12 protein-coding genes are annotated in these 17588 nt (G+C 75.4%); 5 read left to right on the plus strand and 7 right to left on the minus strand.

The features are described from left to right. Position 1: 1 nt before the first annotated feature. Complete coding sequence (locus GKE82_RS19735) at positions 2-925, minus strand: hypothetical protein (protein ID WP_154734495.1); 924 nt, start codon at positions 923-925, stop codon at positions 2-4. Here GKE82_RS19735 and hrpA point away from each other — a divergent pair. Further along, positions 813-4790, plus strand: coding sequence for an ATP-dependent RNA helicase HrpA (hrpA, locus tag GKE82_RS19740; RefSeq protein WP_375337010.1), 3978 nt, complete (start codon positions 813-815; stop codon positions 4788-4790). The two genes, GKE82_RS19735 and hrpA, sit on opposite strands and share 113 nt — an antisense overlap. A gap of 36 nt (positions 4791-4826) precedes the next feature. On the opposite strand, the gene GKE82_RS19745 is transcribed toward hrpA, so the two are convergent. Further along, a complete protein-coding gene (locus GKE82_RS19745) occupies positions 4827-7643 on the minus strand; it encodes a M14 family zinc carboxypeptidase (RefSeq protein WP_154734497.1) in 2817 nt (938 codons plus the stop codon). A gap of 116 nt (positions 7644-7759) precedes the next feature. Between GKE82_RS19745 and GKE82_RS19750 the strand changes: the two genes are divergently transcribed. Both GKE82_RS19750 and GKE82_RS19755 read left to right on the plus strand, forming a co-directional pair. Next, positions 7760-9232 (plus strand): TIGR03032 family protein, encoded by a 1473-nt coding sequence (locus GKE82_RS19750; protein WP_154734498.1) that lies wholly within the window; start codon positions 7760-7762, stop codon positions 9230-9232. A gap of 12 nt (positions 9233-9244) precedes the next feature. Continuing rightward, positions 9245-12043 carry a right-handed parallel beta-helix repeat-containing protein gene (locus tag GKE82_RS19755; RefSeq protein WP_154734499.1) on the plus strand — a complete coding sequence of 933 codons (2799 nt, stop codon included), beginning with the start codon at positions 9245-9247 and terminating at the stop codon, positions 12041-12043. A gap of 40 nt (positions 12044-12083) precedes the next feature. Here the strand turns inward: GKE82_RS19755 and GKE82_RS19760 are convergent, their stop codons facing one another. After that, on the minus strand, positions 12084-12794 hold the full coding sequence (locus GKE82_RS19760; protein ID WP_154734500.1) for a flavodoxin family protein: 711 nt from the start codon (positions 12792-12794) through the stop codon (positions 12084-12086). A gap of 77 nt (positions 12795-12871) precedes the next feature. On the opposite strand from GKE82_RS19760, the gene GKE82_RS19765 reads away from it, so the two are divergent. Then, positions 12872-13696, plus strand: a complete 825-nt coding sequence (locus GKE82_RS19765; RefSeq protein ID WP_107568753.1) for an SDR family oxidoreductase — start codon at positions 12872-12874, stop codon at positions 13694-13696. A 36-nt stretch (positions 13697-13732) separates the two neighbouring features. Here the strand turns inward: GKE82_RS19765 and GKE82_RS19770 are convergent, their stop codons facing one another. From GKE82_RS19770 to GKE82_RS19780, 3 genes are read right to left on the minus strand one after another with little or no spacing between them, the layout of a single operon-like run. Further along, a complete protein-coding gene (locus tag GKE82_RS19770) occupies positions 13733-14173 on the minus strand; it encodes a group III truncated hemoglobin (RefSeq protein ID WP_107568754.1) in 441 nt (146 codons plus the stop codon). Next, on the minus strand, positions 14173-15240 hold the full coding sequence (locus GKE82_RS19775; RefSeq protein ID WP_154734501.1) for a hypothetical protein: 1068 nt from the start codon (positions 15238-15240) through the stop codon (positions 14173-14175). The genes GKE82_RS19770 and GKE82_RS19775 overlap by 1 nt, the downstream gene beginning before the upstream one ends. Positions 15241-15298: 58 nt before the next feature. Further along, entirely contained in the window at positions 15299-15988 is a 690-nt protein-coding gene (locus tag GKE82_RS19780) for a hypothetical protein (RefSeq protein WP_107568756.1), read from the minus strand. Positions 15989-16115: 127 nt separating this feature from the next. Between GKE82_RS19780 and GKE82_RS19785 the strand changes: the two genes are divergently transcribed. Next, positions 16116-16523, plus strand: a complete 408-nt coding sequence (locus GKE82_RS19785) for an SRPBCC domain-containing protein (RefSeq protein WP_154734502.1) — start codon at positions 16116-16118, stop codon at positions 16521-16523. 16 nt (positions 16524-16539) lie between these two features. Here the strand turns inward: GKE82_RS19785 and GKE82_RS19790 are convergent, their stop codons facing one another. Beyond that, positions 16540-17574: a DUF5995 family protein gene (locus GKE82_RS19790; RefSeq protein ID WP_154734503.1), complete on the minus strand. Its 1035-nt coding sequence runs from the start codon at positions 17572-17574 to the stop codon at positions 16540-16542. Between the last annotated feature and the right edge of the window lie 14 nt (positions 17575-17588).

Raw genomic sequence — 17588 nt, forward strand, 5'->3', positions numbered from 1 at the left:
GTCAGTCGCAGCCCTGGATCGCCTTCGCGGTCCGCTGCGAGAGCTCGGTCAGCACGGCCTTGTCCTGGCCGACCGCCGCGACGATCTCGTCCTCGCTGATCGTCGAGCGCAGCTCCTTGAGCACGCAGTCGATCTGCTCGGCGCTCGCGCCGTCGCGCTCGGCCGACTGCCGGATGCCCGACTCGAACTGGCTGCGCAGCAGCGACACGTCCTCGTCGGAGGAGCCCGAGGCGTCCTCGGACGATGCGGACGAGTCCTCCTCGGCGCCCGAGGCGCCGGTGCTCGCGCCCGAGCCGCCCGCCTGCGCCGCGCAGTCGGTGATGACCTTCACGAAGTTCGCGTCCGGCTCCTTGTCGCCGATCGCCGCGTAGGCCAGCTTCTTGAACGCGGCGTCGTCGAGCTTCTGGAACCCGGCGCCGACGCAGTCGCGCACGGACTTCTCCGCCAGCGGCCCGTCGCTCGCGTCGAAGCTGCCCTGCTCGATCGAGGTCGTCAGCTGGGACCGCAGGAACGAGACGCCGAGGTCGCTGACCTTCCAGTCCCCGTCGGCCTTCTCGAAGCTGATCTCGCCCTTCGCGCCGTCGCTGTCGCCGCCCTGCACCGTCACCTGCGCGGTGGCCTTGTCGCCGTCGACCTGCACGTCCGAGACCGACGCGCCGGTCGGGCGCGGATCGTCGTCGGGCTTCGGGGTCTCCGCCGTGCGGCAGGCGTCGACCGACCCGTACACGGCCGTGACGAAGCCGCTCGTCACCGTCTCGACGCACTTGACCTCGGGGTCGGTCGTGCTCAGCGCCTTGCTGACGACCGCCTCGATGTCCTGCTCGTCCCCGCCTCCGCCGCTCTCGCCGTCGTCGCCGCAGCCGGCGATCGCCAGGGCCGCGGTCCCGGCGAGCAGTGCCGCCGTCCTCGTGAAGTTCCTGTTCATGCCCGCATCCTCGCTGGTCGGGCGGCGGCGCGCCAGCCCGGCTCGCCGGACCGGCTTTTCTATCCTCGGTGCAGTGCCCGCGTCGTCCACCGCCGCCCGGGCGGCCCGGCGGGCCGCATCGGTGCCCCCGATCACCTATCCGCCGCAGCTGCCGGTCAGTGCCCGGCACGACGAGCTGCTCGAGGCCATCCGCGACCACCAGGTCGTCATCGTCGCGGGGGAGACCGGCTCGGGCAAGACGACGCAGCTGCCGAAGATCTGCCTCGAGCTCGGGCGCGGGGTGGAGGGCACGATCGCCCACACGCAGCCGCGGCGGATCGCCGCGCGCACCGTCGCCGCCCGCATCGCCGAGGAGCTCGGCACCCCGCTGGGCGGGGTCGTCGGCTACGCGGTGCGGTTCGAGCGCAAGGCCACCGACGAGACGCTCGTGCGGCTCATGACCGACGGCCTGCTGCTCGCCGAGATCGAGCACGACCGGCTGCTGCGCCGCTACGACACGATCATCGTCGACGAGGCGCACGAGCGGTCGCTGAACATCGACTTCCTCCTCGGCTACCTCGCGCGGATCCTGCCGCAGCGCCCCGACCTCAAGCTCATCATCACCAGCGCCACGATCGACGCGGACCGCTTCGGCGCGCACTTCGGCGGCGCCCCGGTGATCGAGGTGTCGGGCCGCACCTACCCCGTCGAGGTCCGCTACCGCCCGCTGGGGGAGGACGAGGACCCGTCGCCCGACGGCGACGAGGACGACGAGGACGCCGGGCGCACCCGCGACCGCGACCAGACCGAGGCGATCGGCGACGCGATCGAGGAGCTCCCCCGCCAGGGCGACGTGCTCGTGTTCCTCTCCGGGGAGCGCGAGATCCGCGACACCGCCGACTACCTCGCCGGCCGGCTCGGGGACCGCGTCGACCTGCTGCCGCTCTACGCGCGGCTCTCGACCGCCGAGCAGCAGCGCGTCTTCCGCCGCGGCCCGCAGGAGACCAACCGCCGGGTCGTGCTCGCCACCAACGTCGCCGAGACCTCGCTGACCGTGCCGGGCATCCGCTACGTCGTCGACACCGGCACCGCGCGGATCAGCCGCTACAGCTCGCGGCTGAAGGTCCAGCGGCTGCCGATCGAGCCGATCAGCCAGGCGTCCGCCAAGCAGCGCGCCGGCCGCTGCGGCCGCGTCGCGGACGGCATCGCGATCCGCCTCTACAGCGAGCGCGACCACGACGCGCGGCCCGCCTACACCGACCCGGAGATCCTGCGGACCTCGCTCGCCGCGGTGATCCTGCAGATGGCGGCGCTCGGGCTCGGGCAGGTCGCCGACTTCCCGTTCCTCGACCCGCCCGACGCCCGCCGGGTCCGCGACGGCGTGCTGCTGCTCGAGGAGCTCGGCGCGCTCGTCCCGCGCGGCCGCGACGAGCGCGCACCGCTGCAGCTCACCCCGCTGGGCCGCCGCCTCGCGCAGCTCCCGGTCGACCCGCGGATGGGCCGCATGGTCCTGGAGGCCGACCGGCTCGACGCGCTCGACGAGGTCATCGTCATCGTCGCCGCCCTGTCGATCCAGGACCCGCGCGTGCGTCCCGCCGATCTGCGCGCCCAGGCCGACCAGCAGCACGCCCGCTTCAAGGACGAGGACTCCGACTTCCTCGCGTTCCTCAACCTCTGGCGCTACCTCGAGGACCTCCAGCGCGAGGTCTCCCGCAGCGCCTTCCGCCGCCGCTGCCGCGACGAGTACCTGCACTTCCTGCGGGTGCGCGAGTGGCAGGACCTCGTCGCCCGCCTGCGCCAGGCCACCCGGCAGATGAAGCTGCGCATCAACGCGACGCCCGCGCACCGCAACCACGTGCACCAGGCGCTGCTCGCCGGCCTGCTCTCCCACGTCGGCATGCGCGACGCGGCCCGTCGCGAGTACGCCGGGGCGCGCGGCGCGCGCTTCGCGGTCTTCCCCGGCAGCGCCCTGTCACGCCGCCAGCCCGACTGGGTCATGGCCGCCGAGCTCGTCGAGACCTCGCGGCTGTTCGCGCGCGAGGTCGCCCGGATCGACCCGAAGTGGATCGAGCCGCTCGCCGACCACCTCGTCAAGCGCACGTACTCCGAGCCGCGCTGGGACCGTCGTCGCGGCGGCGCGGTCGCCACCGAGCGCGTGACGCTCTACGGCCTGCCGATCGTCGCCGGCCGCACCGTCCCCTACGGTGGCGTCGACCCGGAGGTCGCGCGCCAGCTGTTCATCCAGCACGCGCTCGTGCAGGGCGAGTGGGACACCCACCACGCGTTCGTCGCGGCGAACGCCGCCGCCGTCGAGCAGGTGGAGCGCCTGGAGGACCGCTCCCGCCGCCGCGGCCTGCTCGTCGGCGACGACGTCCGCTACGCGTTCTTCGCCTCCCGGATCCCGCTGGAGGTCCACTCCGCCCGTCACTTCGACCGCTGGTGGAAGGACGCCCGGCGCACCGACCCCGACCGGCTCACGCTCACCACCGAGGAGCTGATCGACCCCGCCGCGCGGGCCGCGCTGGACCCGCAGGCGTTCCCGACCGGCTGGAAGCAGGGTGAGCACGTCCTGCGGCTGAGCTACCGCTTCGAGCCCGGCGCGGCCGACGACGGCATCACCGTGCACGTGCCGCTGGACGCGGTCGGCCAGATCCGTCCGCGCGAGTTCGAGTGGCTCGTCCCCGGCCTGCGGGAGGAGCTCGTCACGACGCTCCTGCGCGGCCTGCCGAAGGAGCTGCGCCGCCCGCTCGTCCCGATCCCGGAGAGCGCGACCGCGGTCCTCGACGGCCTGCGCCCGCGGCGCGAGCCGCTGCACGCCGCGGTCCGTCGCGAGCTCGAGGCGCGCCGCGGGGTGCGCGTGCCCGACGGGGTGCTCGAGGCGATCGCGCTCCCCGACCACCTGCGCGTCACGTTCCTCGTGCAGGACGCCGACGGGAAGATCGTCGCGGGCGGCAAGGACCTCGACGCGCTGCGCGAGCGCGCCCGGCCGAAGCTCGCCGACGAGATCGCCGCGCAGACCCCGGCGCTCCAGCGCAGCGGCCTGAAGGCCTGGACGATCGGGACGCTCCCCCGGGAGGTCCCGGTCCGCGACGGAGCGGCGACCGCCTACCCGGCGCTGGTCGACGAGGGCGCGACCGCCGGCGTGCGCGTGTTCGACAGCCGCGACGCGCAGGCCCAGGCGATGCGCGCGGGCACGCGCCGGCTGCTGCTGCTCAGCGCGCCGTCCCCGGTGCGCTGGGTCAAGGACCAGCTCGACCTCTGGCAGCAGGTCACGCTCGCCGACGCCCCGCTGGGCGGCACCGACGCGGTCCTCGCCGACGCGGCGGGCGCCGCCGTCGACGCGCTCGTGGCGACCGGCGGCGGCCCCGCCTGGGACGAGGCGTCGTTCGCGCGCCTGCGCGGCCACGTCGCCGGGTCGCTCGCCGAGGAGACCGCCGCGATCGTCACCGTGCTCGTCGACCTGCTCGCCCGCCGCGGCGAGGTGATCGAGCGCGCGGCCCGCCTGGAGTCCCCGGCGGTCGCGCCGCTGCGCGCCGACGTGCTGGCGCAGCTCGGGTTCCTCGTGCATCCGGGCTTCCTCACCGCCGCGGGCGCGGCCCGCCTGGGGGACATCGATCGCTACCTGCGCGCGATCCTGCACCGCCTCGCGCGGCTGGCGCAGTCCGACGCCCGCCACCGCGAGCTCGTGCAGGGGCTCGAGGCGGAGATCGCCGCCGTGCGGGCCGGATGGCCGGCCGGGCGGCCCGTCCCGACCGCGCTGCTGGAGCTGCCGTGGCTGGTGCAGGAGCTGCGCGTCAGCCTGTTCGCGCAGTCGATCGGCACCCGCGCCCCGGTCTCGGAGAAGCGGATCCGCGCGGTGCTCGCGCAGGTCACCGCGCAGCGCTGAGCGTCCCTGCTCCCGCCCGGCCGCGCGGCGCGGCGCTCAGAGCGCGAGGAGCTGCGGGCGCACGCCCTGGCGGCGCAGCGCGTCGAGCAGCCGCACGAGGCGCTCGTCGGGATGCCCGTCACCGCGGCGGGCACCGGGGACGCGCAGCTCCGCGCCTCCGCGCAGCTGGGCCGTCACGCGCGCGGCCGGGCCGAGGTCGAGCGTGCGGACCGCGGCGCGCAGCCGGGCCTCGTCCGCGGGACCGACGCGCACGACCGCGTCGGTGGCCCCGGCGGCCGCCCCGAGCGTCCGCGCGACGAGCTCCGGGCGGACCGGCACGGGCGGCGTCGCCGTCCGGGGACGGGCGCGGGCGCCGAGCCCCGGCGGGGCGAGCACGGCGTTCGCGAGCATCCGCTCGGTGCCCTCGACCGACCCGCGGAACGCGGCGTCGACCGTGAAGATCACCGCGCGGCCCGCGCCGAACCGCTCGTCGAGCACGACCGGGGTGCCCGCGAGCACCTCGGTGCCCTCCGCGTACCCGGAGATCACCAGCGCGCCGGCCGGCGCGTAGGCGACCGCCTCGCTGCCGCGCGAGCTGCCGCGCTCGACGATCGGGTCGCCGGTGTTGAACACCCAGCTGCGCCCGCCCAGACCCCAGGTGACGGGGGAGCGGTCGTCGACCCGGACCGCGATCGAGACGCCGGGCACCTGGAAGCCGCGCGGCGCCGCGACGGTGCGCGCACTGGTCAGGCCCGCCGCCTGCGCGACCCCGAGACCCTGCGCGCGCAGCCCCACGTAGGTGCCGCCCGCACGGACGAAGTCCTGCACCGCGCGCAGCCCGAGCGCCGTCAGCGTCGGTGCTCGGAGCGCCGCGTCGGGGACGACGAGCGTCGTGATCCCGCGAGAGGCGAGCGTGCCCAGCTCGGTCTCGGCGACGCGCACGACCTCGACGCCGAGCTCGCGCTCCAGCAGCCAGCGGACCCAGCCCTCGCTCGGGGCCAGGGCGGCCGCCGCCCCCGGGCCGCCGAGCGGCAGCCCGACGTCCGGGACGGTCGTGTCCCCGACGGTCCCCGTCGGATCGCGCAGGACCGCGACCTTCGGCGCGGGCACGGTGACCGGCGCCGCACCGGCCGGGGACGCGGTCGAGAGCGCGGTCACCGCCGTGTGGTGCCGGCCCGCGCCGCGGCGCAGCAGCGCCCGCGTCGTGCTGCCGCCCGCCACGATCGCGGTGCCGCGCCGGTGGCGACGCCCGCGGTCGCGAAACGGGGCGCTCGCGCGCCGGACCGTCACGCCGGCGCGCTGCAGGGCGAGCACGAGCCGCAGGCTCTCCAGCGCGTCGGCGTCGACCGCGTAGGCCGGGGCGGCGGGCAGCGACGGTGCGGGCGACGCCCCGACGCCGACGGGGCGCAGCAGCCGCCGGTCGGCCGCGCGCAGCGGGGCGTGCAGGACCCCGCCGTCGAGGCCCATCAGCAGCGGGTTGGACCAGCCGCTGACGTCGTAGAAGTACGGGAACGGCACGTGCGCGTCGTCGGCCAGGAGCGCCTGCACCCAGTGCTTGCGCGACTGGTCCATCGGCACGACGTACGTGCCGGCGGGCAGCGTCACCGTGGTGGCGCGCGGGGCGCCGAGTGCCCGCATCCGCGTGCGCAGCGGGCCGCGCAGGCGCAGGACCTCGACCCCGACGGTCCGCAGGCGCCGGGCGAGCACCGCGACGTCGGCGGCGTGCCGGCCGGCGCGCAGCACGTGCGCGTACACGCGCTCCCGGGGCACCGGGAACCGCACCGTGTTGGTCGGCTGCACCACGACGTTCGGCTCCAGGACGCCGCGCGCGCCCTGCCGCCGCGCCGCCGTCCACTGCGCCGCCCATTCGCGCAGCAGCGCGGTCCGGCCCTGTGCGGCGACCGCCAGGACGGTGTCGGCGAGCAGGCCGTGCTCCTGCACCTTGGCGGGGTAGACGTCCTGCCCGCCCTTCTCGAACGTCATGCCCGCCGCGCCGTAGAGCGTCGTGGGCACCGTGTCCCCGAAGCCCATGAAGAACAGGTCGTAGGTCGTGTAGTTCGTGTAGTCGCGGCCCGCCGCGTCCATCGCCGCACGCAGCGCCGGCCCGTACACCGCGTTGATCTGGCGCAGCGGGCCGTCGGGGATCTCGTGGTGGATCGGGTCCGCGTTGGGCGGGAAGAACGCGCCGTCCCCGGCCTGCTCGTGCCCGTCGACGAACGCGATCGGCGGGTAGCGCTCCAGCAGGTCGATCTTCACCCGCGTCTCGGGCTGCGTGCGCGCGAACCAGTCGCGGTTGAGGTCGAAGCGGTAGCCGTTCGTGCGCTGCCCGAGCACGCGGCCGTCCGGGTTCTGCAGCGGGAACAGGACCGTCAGCAGCCGGTCCAGCCGCACGGTCCGCGCGCAGTCCGTCGTCGACGCGAGGTCGTACAGGATCCGCATGTGCGCGTCGGTCGCGCTCGGCTCGTTGCCGTGGACCCCGGCGGCGATCCAGACGATCGCGGTGTCGTCCGGTCGCACGCGCGGCGTACCGGGCCGCGCGTCGCGCAGCGCCCGGGCCCGCGCCCCGATCCGCCGGCGCCCGGCGGGCGTCACGTGCTCGGGCGCGCCGACGTGGACGACCGGCAGCGCGCGCCCGTCGACCGAGCGGCCGGCGATCCCGGCGTCCACCCGGTCGCTGGCGGCGTCGACCGCGGCGACGTACCGCTCGATCTCGGCGTTCGTCGCCTGCCGCTCGCCGAGCGGGAAGCCGTTGACGGCCTCCCAGGTCGGGACCGCGGGGAGCGGCGCCCCGCCGGGCGTGCAGGGCACGGCGGCGGCCGCGACACCGGGGAGCGCGAGGGCGAGCAGGAGAGCGAGGAGGAGCCACCGGCGCATCGTCAGGGGCCGAACGGTATCCGGCGGAGGCCGGTACGCGGCGGCCTCACGAGCGCGTGCGACGGCCGTCGCCGTTTCGGCGGCGACCCGTCGCGAACGGCGCTAGGGTGGCGCGGATGGCGTTGCACGCGGTGTTCCTCGTCGGCGCGGGCGCACCGCGGCTCCTCGCGGCCCTGCGCCGCGGCCGATCGGTCTGGACGGCCGATCTCGCGGGCCACGACGACAGCGACCCGGAGGTCCGCGAGCGCTTCGCCGCGGCGCTCCGCGACCGGGAGGGCCGCCCGCCGGACGCGCACGCGGCCGGGCTCGCGCTCGCGACGGCCCCCGCCGCGCTGGTCCCGGCACTCGCGAGCGCGTTCCCGGGCGCGCGGTTCGTGCTGCTCGACGGGCTCCGCGACGACCTCGCGCCCGCGCGACAGGTCGCGGTGGACGGCGAGGCGCTGCTGGCCCGACCCCGCGCGGTGCTCATCGAGCTGTGCGCCTGGCTCGGCACCGACTACGACCAGGCCCTGCTGGGCCCGCTCGAGCAGGCGGCGCGCGAGGTCCGCGCCGGGCAGCCGCTTGCCAGCGGTGCCACCGACAGCGTGCCGGAGACGCTCACGCGCCTGGGCGGCTCGCTGCTCGTCTCGACGTACCAGGCGGGCAAGCTCGTCTGCGCGCGGGCGCAGCCGGACGGCACGCTCAACACGCACTTCCGCGACCACGACAAGCCGATGGGTCTCGCGCTCGGCCCCGACGGGCGCCTCGCGCTCGGCACGCGGACGGAGGTCTGGGACTACCGCGACGTCCCCGACGCCGCCGCGAAGCTCGAGCCGCCCGACGTCCACGACGCGTGCTTCGTCCTGCGCAACCGTCACGTCACCGGGGATGTCGCCATCCACGAGATGGGCTTCGCGGGGGACGAGCTGTGGATCGTCGCGACGGGCTTCTCGTGCCTGGCGACGCTCGACGCGGACCACAGCTTCGTGCCGCGCTGGCACCCGTCGTGGATCACCGAGCTGGCACCGGGCGACCGCTGTCACCTCAACGGCCTGGAGATCGTCGACGGCGTGCCGCGCTACGTGACCGCGCTGGGCACCGGGGACACCCCCGGCAGCTGGCGCGCAGGGAAGGCCACCGGCGGCGTCCTGCTCGACGTGCCCAGCGGCGAGGTCGTGGCGTCCGGCCTGTCGATGCCGCACTCGCCGCGCTGGCACGACGGCGAGCTGCTGGTGCTTGAGTCCGGGCGCGGGCACCTCTCGCGGGTGGACCCGGCGACCGGCGAGACGACCTGCGTGGCCGAGCTGCCCGGGTTCACCCGCGGGCTCGCGCTCGTCGGCCGGACCGCGTTCGTCGGGCTGTCGCAGATCCGGGAGTCGTCCACCTTCGGCGACCTGCCGCTCACGCAGCGGCTGCGAGAGCGCCAGTGCGGCGTCTGGATGGTCGACCTCGACAGTGGCGAGACGACCGGGCTGCTGCGGTTCGCGGATCTCGTCCAGGAGGTCTTCGACGTGCTCTGGCTCCCGGATCGCCGCTTCCCGGAGATCGCCGAGGTCGGGTCGGTGTCCACTTCGGACACTTATGTGCTCAAAGCCGGAGGATTGAGGTAGAAGTGCGCCCTCATGTCGCAATCGCGTGCCTTCCTCCGTGCCCAGCAGCGTCGTCGTGACGCCGAGCAGCGCCGCGAGGTGCGACTGCGCCGCGCCGCGCTCGGCGCCCTGGTCGTCGCCGGCGCCGCCGCGCCGTCCGCGTCCGCCGCGACGTTCCCGGTCTCCAACCTCGCCGATGCCGGAGCGGGCTCGCTGCGCCAGGCGATCCTCGACGCCAACGCGGCCCCCGGCGCCGACGAGGTCACGTTCGCGGCCGGGCTCACCGGGCAGATCTCGCTCGCGTCGCAGATCCCGGTCGCGGACGCGCTGACGATCACCGGCCCGTCCGCGGGCGGCATCGTCCTGGACGGGGGCGGGACGACGCGGCTGCTCGACGCCACGGCAGCGCTCACCGTGTCGGACCTGACGCTGCGCAACGGCGACGCAGGTGGCGGCAGCGGCGGCGCGATCGCGGTCTCCGGCGGCGCGCTGCGCCTGACGGACGTGACCGTCACCGGCAGCACCGCCTCGCGCGGTGGCGGCGTCTACGTGAGCGGCAACTCCGTGGAGATCTCCGGCACGACGATGACCGGGAACACCGCCACCTACAGCGGTGGCGCGCTCACCACCGACGGCAACTCGTCCGCGGTCGCCTCGGACCGCCTGACGATCTCCGACAGCGTCTTCAGCGGCAACACCTCCGCCACCAACGGCGGCGGCGTCGCGCTGTACGACAACTACGTCGACACGCTCGTCCAGCGGACGACCATCGACGGCAACACCGTCACGGGCAGCGGCTCGAGCTTCGAGGACGGCGGCGGCATCTGGATCGAGGACACCTACAACGGCCGCTCGACGACCGTCCGCGACTCGACGATCACGGGGAACACGACGCCGGACGCCGGCGGCGGGATCGCCTTCGGGGAGAACTTCTACGGCCCCACCGAGGTCGTCGGCAGCACCATCACCGGCAACACCGCGGCCGTGGGCGGCGGCGTCAGCATGGCCGACGACGAGCCGCTCGCAGGACTGACGGCCTTCGCCGTCCGGAGCTCCACGATCACGGGCAACACGGCGACCCAGACCGGCGGCGGCCTCTCCATCGGCTACGCGTCCGGGGGGTCCGACGGGGACACGGCCGTGGTCGGCACCGTGCTCGCCGGCAACACCGCGTCCGGCGGCGCGCCCGACCTCGTCCGCCAGCCGGGGCACACCGGCACCATCACGGTCGGCAACAGCCTCCTCCAGGACCCGACGGGTGCGACCTTCACCGAGGCCCCGGCGGGCACGGTCATCACCGGTGTCGACCCGCGGCTCGGCGCACTCGCGGACAACGGCGGGCCGACGCGCACGCGCCTGCCCCTGGCGGGCAGCCCGCTTCGCGACGCGGGCGTCGCGAGCGGCCTGACGGCCGACCAGCGCGGACGGGCCCGCACGGTGGACATCCCCGGGGTCACCGACGCGACCGGATCGGACGGGACCGACATCGGCGCGGCCGAGCTGCAGGTCAACGCGATCCCGACGATCGCCGGGCCGGCGAGCGCGGCGGTCGACGAGGACACCCCCGTCACGATCGCCGGCCTCTCGGTCACCGACCCCGACGACACGGGCGCCGCGGGGACCGCGACGTTCGCCGTCGACCGCGGGACCGTGTCGCTCGCGCTGGCGGGTGCGACCGGCAACGGGACCGGGACGGTCACGGTCAGCGCGACCCGCGCGGCCCTGAACGCCGCGCTCGCCAGCGGCGCGCTCACGTACGCCCCGGCACCGGACAGCACGGCCGGCGCGACCCTCACGGTCACCTACGACGACGGCGTCACCGACGAGACGGGGACCCGCGGCACCGCGGTCCCCCGCACGGTGACCCTCGACGTGCGGGCGATCAACGACGCCCCGACGCTCGCCGTCCCGGGAGCGCAGCGCACCGTCGCCGGGGGCTCGTTCGCGTTCGGCACCCTCGGCGGCAACGCGATCCGGGTCGCCGACGTCGACGCCACCGCCGTCTCGGTCACCCTGGTGACCGGTGGCGGCACGCTGCGGCTCCCGACGGCCGACGGTCTCGCCTTCCAGGAGGGCGCGCCGTCCGGCGCGACGCGGCTGCGGTTCACCGGTGCCGTCGCCGCCGTCAACGCCGCACTCGACGGCCTCGCGTACACCGCGCCCGCCGGCCGCAGCGCGCCGGACCGGGTGGACGTGACGGTCGACGACCAGGGTGGGACCGGGGCCGGCGGTGTGCTCTCCGCGGCGGCCGCCGTCCCGGTCACGATCGCCCCGACCGTGACCCCGGCGGGCTCGCCGGTCCTCTGCGGCGAACCGGTGGTGCTCCGTCCCGTCCTCACCGGCACCCGCGTGCAGTTCACCGGCGTGACCCTGCCGGCGTACGCGGGCCGCCAGGTCGAGGTGCGCTCCGGCTCGACGGTCGTCGCCCGGACCACGGTCGCGGCCGACGGCACGTTCAGCCGGACGATCAAGGCGCCGCCGAAGCGCCGCCAGGCGTCCGTGACCTACAAGGCCGTCGTGGCGAACACCGGCTCGCCGACCTACCGGCTCGTGCGCCGCGTCACGATGACCCAGGAGGGCACGAGGCTCACCGGGCGCCTGCGGCTCTCGCGGCAGATCCGCCGGGGCACGACCGGCATCCTCTACGTCGACACCTCGTGCGGGGGACGCAAGCGCGCGGCGAAGATCACGCTCGCGCGCGACGGCCGCTTCACGGCCACGGTGAGTCGCCCCTCGCAGGGCTTCGCGGTCTACCGCGTGCGCATTCGCGTGTCCCGCACCCTCGTGACCTGGACGGCGCCGCTGATCGTGCTGCCCGGGCCCGCGCGGTAGCGGTCGGCGCCGCGCGCCGCCCGCGCTCGCGGGCGGCGCCTCAGCGGTACTCCGGGTTGGGATGCCCGAAGTCGCAGCCGGCGTCCCACTGCTCGCGCTGGTTGCCGTAGGCGGGCATGCCGCCGGCCCGCTTGAGCAGCGCGGCGAGGTGCATGAGGTTCCAGGCCATGAAGACCGTGTTGCGCTGGGTGAACTCGTTCTGGGGGCCGCCCGACCCCTCGTCGGAGTACGACGGTCCGGGGCCGGCCTCGCCCAGCCAGCAGCTGTCGGCCTGGGGCGGCACCGCGTAGCCGAGGTGCTGCAGCGAGTACAGGGTCTCCATCGCGCAGTGCTTGGCGCCGTCCTCGTTGCCGGTGACGATGCAGCCGCCCGCGCGCCCGTAGTAGATCCACTGTCCCTGCTCGTTGAGCTGCCCGCTGTTGCCGTACAGCCGCTCGATCACGCGCGTGGCGACGCTCGACTTCTGCCCGAGCCAGATCGGCGTGCCGAGCACGAGGATGTCGGCGGCGAGGACCTGCTCGAAGAAGGCGGGCCAGCCGTCGGTCGCGGCGCCGTGCTCGCGCATGTCGGGGTAGACGCCGGGCGGCAGGTCGAGGTCGACCGCGCGGGCCACCTCGACGGTCACGCCGGCGCTGCGCATCACGGCGATCGCCACGTCCATGAGCGCCTGGGTGTGCGAGTGCGCCGGGGCGGGCTTGAGCGTGCAGTTGACGAACAGCGCGCGGAGGTCGGAGTAGTCGGGCCGGTCCATGGCGCGACGCTACCGCGCGGCCGGTGACGGGTCGGTGAACATGCACGTCGACCGGCCGGTCAGTAGCCTGCCGCGCCATGGCTACACCTGTGAAGCTTTCCGGCCGGACGGCCGTCGTGACCGGCGCCGCCTCGGGGATCGGCCGGGCCAGCGCCCGCCTGCTGGCGCAGCGCGGCTGCCCGCTCGTGCTCGTGGACAAGGACGAGGAGGGCCTCGCGGGCACCGCCGAGGGCCTGCGCGTCCCCGTGATGACCAAGGTCATGGACGTCAGCGACCGCTGGGCTCACCAGCAGCTCGCCGCCGAGGTCAAGGACTGGAACGGCCCGATCGGCCTCGTGCTGAACAACGCCGGGGTCACCGTCTCGCAGACGATCGCCGAGTCCTCCCCGGAGGACCTCGAGTGGCTCATGGGGATCAACTTCTGGGGCGTCGTCCACGGCACCCAGGCCTACCTGCCGATCCTGCTCGAGCAGGACTCCGGCGTCATCGCCAACGTCTCGAGCATCTTCGGGATCATCGCCTGGCCGACCCAGGGCATCTACAACGCGTCGAAGTTCGCGGTCAAGGGCTTCACGGAGTCGCTGCGCCACGAGCTGCACGGGACGAACGTGTCGGCGGTCTGCATCCACCCGGGCGGCATCGACACGAACATCGTCAACAACGCGCGCATCCACGTCGACGACCTCGGTCGCACCGACCCGGAGGCGCTCAAGCGCGACTTCAAGAAGGTCGCCCGCACTTCCCCCGACAAGGCCGCGAAGACGATCGTCGAGGGGATCGAGAAGGGCAAGGTCAAGATCCTCATCGGCCCCGACGCGGTCGCCACCGACTGGCTGCAGCGCACGGTGCCGGTGAACTACTACAGCGTGATCCGGCGCCTGCAGCCGCTGCTGCGCCGCTAGCGCGACGCCCCGGACCGGTGGGCCCGCCGCGTCGCGTCAGCCGCGCGGCGGGATGATGTCCAGCAGGCCGCCGGGCGCCACGTCGCGCTCCACCGGCACGCCCTGCAGCCGCCGGTGGAACGCGGCGGCCACGCGCGTGGCGTGCCGCTTGGCCTCGTCGGCGCGCTCCCCGGCGAACAGCTCGTCGACGGTCTGGGTCCACAGCGTCAGCCAGCGGTTGAAGTGCCCGCCGCGCAGCGGCGAGCGCGCGTGCAGCTGCGCGTGCACGGCGAACGCCCCGCCGCGGTACGCCTCGCCGCCGAGCAGGATCGTCTCCCAGAAGTCGGTGATGTCCGGGAGGTGCGCCTCGAGGTCGAGCTGCGCGACGTCGGTGAACAGGTAGCCGATCATCGTGTCCGCCAGCGCCTTCTCGTAGAACGCGCGCGTGAGTCGCTCGATGTCGGCGCGGGTGGCGATGTCGGTGGCCGGGGCGGGCACTAGAAGACAAGGTACTGCTGCGTGACCGGCGCCAGCCGGCCGCCGAACAGCAGCGCCAGCAGGCCGCCCTGCAGCCGCTCGCCGAGGTCGCGGACCTCGTGCCAGAGGAGGTCGTCGCCGCGGCGCTCGCGCGTCAGCGCCTGCAGCCGGGCGCGCGCGTCGCCGTCGCCGAGGATCCCGATCCAGCGGTCGTACGCGGCGAGCGTCCGCGCCCCGGTGTCCAGCGCGCCCTGCGTGCCCGCGGCGAGGAACGCGTCGGCGATCCGGTCGGTGGGCGGGGCGGCCAGCTGCGCGACGAGCACGTCGGCCATCGCGTCGGCCGCGTGCTCGTGGCAGCGCAGCACGGGCACGAGCCCACCGGCGAACAGGAGCTTGCGCGACAGCCGCAGCTTCGCGTTGCGCATGACCCACTTGCCGGTCCCGTCGCCGTCGGGCTCGCGGTGCTTGCCCTCGAAGTCGACGGCGATCGTGCGCCAGTAGCGCACGAGGTCGTTCAGCAGGAACCGCGGCGGCCGGTGGTCGCCGCCGTCGGCGGTCGGGTCCAGGTACGCGCCGAGCACGCGGCGCACCGCGCGCGCGTGCACCTCCGGCTGCGCGACGGCGACCGACTCGAGCAGCAGCAGCATGCGGCGCGTGAGGTTGAGGTTCGTGTCCTCCTGCAGGCCGATGCGGGCCGCGAGCTTCTCGGCGCTCACGACCTCCCCGAACGTCCCGGTGGCGCCCGGGACCGCGTCACCGGTGCCGAGCGCGTCGCCGACCCAGCTGAGCAGCTGCTGGCGCTCCCCGAGGTCCTCGCCGCCGGAGTCCACGACGAGCGCCCAGTCGTCGTCGCTGTGCTCGGTGAGCTCGGCGCGTCCCCAGGAGCCGAACAGGACGACCGCCTCGCGCGGGCCGTCCTGGTCGGCCAGCAGCGAGGTGGCGGGCCCGTCCTCCAGGCGGGGGCGCAGGGCAGCGAGGCGCTCGCGCGTCAGGGCGCGTGCGGCGAGCAGGTGCGGGAAGGGCGTCCCGGTGCGCTCGGACAGCAGCTCGAGCGCGCCGGACGGCCCGTGGGCGGGATCGGCGTCCACGACGCCGCGCAGCGTATGCGATGGCGGCGGCCGGACCGCCCGTGGGCGGCGGCCCGCCTCAGACCGGACGCAGCGGCGCCTCGAGGATCCACGGCACGTCGCGGCAGCGGTCCAGGAGCGGCGCGAGGTGCGCCTCGTCCGCCGCGGTGGTCGGCCGGTGCTTGCCGCGCTCGTCGAGCGCGCTGACGTGCACGTGGCGCAGCCGCGAGCCGAAGCGGTCGAGGATCTCGTGGCCGGCGGCGAGCGTCGGGTCGACCTGGGCGGCGTGCGCGACGTCGAAGCAGAGCTGCGCCTGCGGGAGCGTCGCGAGGATCGGGGCGAGCTCGTCCGCGGTCCGGCCGGTCGGCTTGCGCAGGTCCATGTTCTCGACCGTGAGCGTCCGGCCGAGCGGGATCCACGCCCCGAGGTCCTGCATCGTGTCCGGGTGCACGACGATCGCCTCGACGCGGCCGACGAGCGGCTCGAGCAGCGCGACGAGCTCGGCCTCGGGCAGCTCGCGGTGCTTGGACGGCGCGTGCACGCTGAGGAACCGGAACGGCAGCGCCGGGGACGACCCGAGGAACGCCAGGAGGCCCGGCAGCTCCCGCTCGCTGAGCGCGGCCAGCTCGATCGCCTCCGTGCTGGTCGCGCGGGCGCGGGTGACCATGTCGGTCCAGTCGTCGCCGCCGTCGCGCAGGAAGCCCGTCGAGCACCCCAGGCGGGGATGGGCGGCGAGCGCGGAGACGTGCTGGGTGGTGGAGGTGACCATCGAGGGTGGACCACGGTAGCGGGGCGCCCCGACGGCGTGACAGCCGCCTTGCAGGATCGCGGCGACGGTCCCGCACGTTCCGGGAAACAGGTCACGCCCTGACCGCGTGGCGCGGTACACCTGGTCGATGACCTCGATCGGCAGGACTCGGGACGCGGGCTGGCAGTGCGGCGTGCGGCGCACCGTCGCGGGCGTCGACCCCACCGGCGCCTGGGCGCGGCTGGCGTCCGCCGAGGGCACCGCCATCTGGCTCGGCGGCCCCGTCGCGCTCGAGCCCGGGCCCTACGCGCTGGCCGACGGCCGGGAGGGCGAGATCCGCGTGGTGCGACCGGGCTCGCACGTGCGGCTGACCTGGCAGGCCGCCCCCGGGGACCCGGACACGACCCTGCAGCTGCGGGTGCTGCCCGCCCGGACCGGGACGACCGTCGCGGTTCACCAGGAGCGCCTCGCCGACGCCGAGCAGCGCGCGCAGATGCTCGCGCACTGGGAGGGCGTGCTCGACGCGCTGCGCCCCGTCCTCGCGGGCGGGGCCTGACGCCGCGCGCCCCGGGTCAGCGGGCGGCGCGGCGCGCCGCGGCCCGCCGGGCGGCGCTGCGGCGCGCCGCGGCCCGGGCCGCCGCGGCCTGCCGCTCCGCGCGCCGGGTCGCCGTCCGGGCGGCGGCGGCCTGCGCGCCCGCGCCCGGCCGCTGCCCGCCGTGCTCGGCGCACCAGGCGTCGCGCGCGTCCGCGCCCGCGGGTGGGATCGCCGTCGCCACCGCGATCCCGCGCCCGACGACCTCGGCGTACGCCTCGATCTGGCGCGCGACGCGCGCCTTCGCCGCCGGGGTGCGCGCCAGCAGGAGCCGCTCGGCGTTGCGCCACACGACCTCGCGCCAGGACTGCAGGATCGTCGTGGCGAGCAGGTTGTCGACGACGCCGAGCTCGACGTCGTCGGCGGTCGGGTCGAAGCGCTGGGCGACCTCGCGCAGCACCGGCTCGTAGAGCGCGGCGAGCCGCCGGTTGTAGGCGTCGTGGTCGGGCTTGCGGGTCGTGCCGTCCGGCGCGGTGATCCCGATCGCGGCCAGCAGGAACGGGAAGTCCCGGTTGATGTGGGCGTTCATCGCCATGAGGAAGTTGCCCAGCGCGCTGACCTTTCGGTCGCGGGCGGCGTCGAACGCCAGCAGCCAGGCGGGGGAGAGGCCCGCGCGGCGCCCGGCGGCCCAGTCGTCGTAGGCGGTGAAGTACATGCGCGCGAAGACCGCGTCCTCCTGCGCGAGCCAGACGCGGTCGCGGAACACCCCGGCCTTCGACGCGTCGCGCACGTCCTCGGTCACCCGCTGGTAGGCGAGCGCGAACACCGCGTTGTGCGAGCAGCGACCGACGACGTCGTCCAGGCGTCGCTGCATCTCGACGATCGTCGCGTCGATGCACGCGTCGGACCCGTCGGCGCAGTCGGGCTCCGTGTTGGCCGTGTGCGGCACGGGCAGGGCCGGCAGCAGCGCCGGCCAGTCGACGTACGGCGCCTCCTGCGCGGACGCGGCGGCGGGCGCGACGAGCGCCAGTGCCCCGGCGGCGAGCGCGGCGGCGAGGTTCCTCCCGAGACCCATCGCGCGAGCGTACT

The organism is Conexibacter sp. W3-3-2, assembly GCF_009707605.1.
GTDB lineage: Bacteria > Actinomycetota > Thermoleophilia > Solirubrobacterales > Solirubrobacteraceae > Paraconexibacter > Paraconexibacter algicola.

Excerpts from the sequence above, each read along its gene's own strand:
- hrpA (WP_375337010.1), top strand. The coding sequence starts at position 813 with ATGTCCTGCTCGTCCCCGCCTCCGCCGCTCTCGCCGTCGTCGCCGCAG.
- GKE82_RS19735 (WP_154734495.1), bottom strand. The coding sequence starts at position 925 with ATGAACAGGAACTTCACGAGGACGGCGGCACTGCTCGCCGGGACCGCG.
- GKE82_RS19745 (WP_154734497.1), bottom strand. The coding sequence starts at position 7,643 with ATGCGCCGGTGGCTCCTCCTCGCTCTCCTGCTCGCCCTCGCGCTCCCC.
- GKE82_RS19750 (WP_154734498.1), top strand. The coding sequence starts at position 7,760 with ATGGCGTTGCACGCGGTGTTCCTCGTCGGCGCGGGCGCACCGCGGCTC.
- GKE82_RS19755 (WP_154734499.1), top strand. The coding sequence starts at position 9,245 with ATGTCGCAATCGCGTGCCTTCCTCCGTGCCCAGCAGCGTCGTCGTGAC.
- GKE82_RS19760 (WP_154734500.1), bottom strand. The coding sequence starts at position 12,794 with ATGGACCGGCCCGACTACTCCGACCTCCGCGCGCTGTTCGTCAACTGC.
- GKE82_RS19765 (WP_107568753.1), top strand. The coding sequence starts at position 12,872 with ATGGCTACACCTGTGAAGCTTTCCGGCCGGACGGCCGTCGTGACCGGC.
- GKE82_RS19780 (WP_107568756.1), bottom strand. The coding sequence starts at position 15,988 with ATGGTCACCTCCACCACCCAGCACGTCTCCGCGCTCGCCGCCCATCCC.
- GKE82_RS19785 (WP_154734502.1), top strand. The coding sequence starts at position 16,116 with ATGACCTCGATCGGCAGGACTCGGGACGCGGGCTGGCAGTGCGGCGTG.
- GKE82_RS19790 (WP_154734503.1), bottom strand. The coding sequence starts at position 17,574 with ATGGGTCTCGGGAGGAACCTCGCCGCCGCGCTCGCCGCCGGGGCACTG.